General features: G+C 77.2%; 1 protein-coding gene. It reads right to left on the reverse strand.

Features of this window, described 5'->3' with window-relative positions:
- Window positions 1-165: 165 nt before the first annotated feature.
- Window positions 166-1,338: a type VII secretion integral membrane protein EccD gene (locus tag LCE31_RS39645; protein ID WP_263632845.1), complete on the reverse strand. Its 1,173-nt coding sequence runs from the start codon at window positions 1,336-1,338 to the stop codon at window positions 166-168.
- Window positions 1,339-1,370 lie beyond the last annotated feature (32 nt).

The raw sequence follows: 1,370 nt of genomic DNA on the forward strand, positions 1-1,370 counted from the left end.
TTCCCGGGGCGTACGGCGTTCCCTGGGGCTGGTGGGGACGTGTCTGCGCCGGTGCCGGTGCCGGTGCCGCGGGCGCGGGCGGGCGGTCGGCGGGCGGTGTGCCCGGCACGATCACGTCGTGCGCCGCGCCCGGCTGCCGGTCGTCCTGAGCCATGCCGCTTCCTCCTAGGCGAACGTGCCGAGCAGCCGGCCGTAGACGCCGAACACTCCGATGAGCAGCGGGAACAGTGCGATCACGCCGACGGATTCCGCGATGTCGGCCATCCGCCCGAGCCGGGCGCCGACGTACTCGGGCAGCCGTACCGCCAGGACGAGCAGGGGGACGACCGCAAGGACGACGAGGACCGCGAGAGCGCCCGCGGAACCGGGCCCACCGGAACCCGACCCGGCGGACCACACCAGTACGCCCCGCACCACGGTGACCGCCGCCGCGAGCAGCAGGGCGACCACCTCCGCGACCAGGGGGAACGCTCGCGAGCGCAGCGCGAGTACGCACGCCGTCACCGCCACGAGCGGCACCGTCCACGGGGTGGGGGCGCGCAGGGCGAGGCACGCCCCGACGGCCGCCGACCCGCCGAGCACCACCGTCGCCAGGGTCAGGCCCCGGTGGGTGGCGCTGAGCGCGACGGCCACCCGGTACCTGCTCACCGACTGGCCCTGCGAGCGGTGGTCGTCGAGGCCGGTCAGCCCGGCGGACATCAGCGCGAGCCGGGGCAGCAGGCCGAGCAGCACCACCGACACGACGGCGAGTACGGCACCCGCGCGGGCCTGCTGCTGCGCGGACCCGGCGCCGCCCTGGGTGGCGGCGACCGCCTCCCAGACCGCGGCCGTCACGCCCGCGGACGCGGCACCGAGCAGTCCGCCGCGCCCGAGCGGCGAGCACCAGCACAGCAGGAGCAGCGCGAGGACCAGGGCGCCCGCGACAGCCGCGAGCCGGGCCCCGCCCGAGGCGTCGTACGCGTCGGCGAGCGTCCACGCGCCGAGCACGACCAGGGCGCCGGCCGTCACGCCCAGCGCCGTCGCGAGGCCGCGTCGGCCGAAGTACCAGGTGAGCGCGGTGGCGCCGGCCAGCAGGGCGGAGGCGGTCAGCGTGCCGGCGGCGACGGCCGACGGCGCGTACACGGCCCGCGCCAGCAGTCCCGCCGCGAGCGCCCAGCCGGCCGTCGCGACACCGGCCGTCATGCGGCGCGCCCGCGCGTCCCAGCGCCAGGCCCGTAGGGCGGAGCTCTCGGCGGACTCGGCGGTCGGCGAACCGCCGCGCGCCGGGCGCGTTTTGTCCGGCGTCTTCCCGTAACTACCGGTTTCCCCGCCACGCTTGGCTATGTCCACCGCCCCCATGTCCACCACCCCCCGAAGCTACCAAAGGGACC

Origin of the sequence: Streptomyces sp. 8L, from assembly GCF_020176795.1 — a bacterium.
Taxonomy (GTDB): Bacteria; Actinomycetota; Actinomycetes; order Streptomycetales; family Streptomycetaceae; genus Streptomyces.

Bases quoted from the DNA above. Each gene is read 5' to 3' on its own strand.
- LCE31_RS39645 (WP_263632845.1), bottom strand. From the start codon at position 1,338: ATGGGGGCGGTGGACATAGCCAAGCGTGGCGGGGAAACCGGTAGTTAC.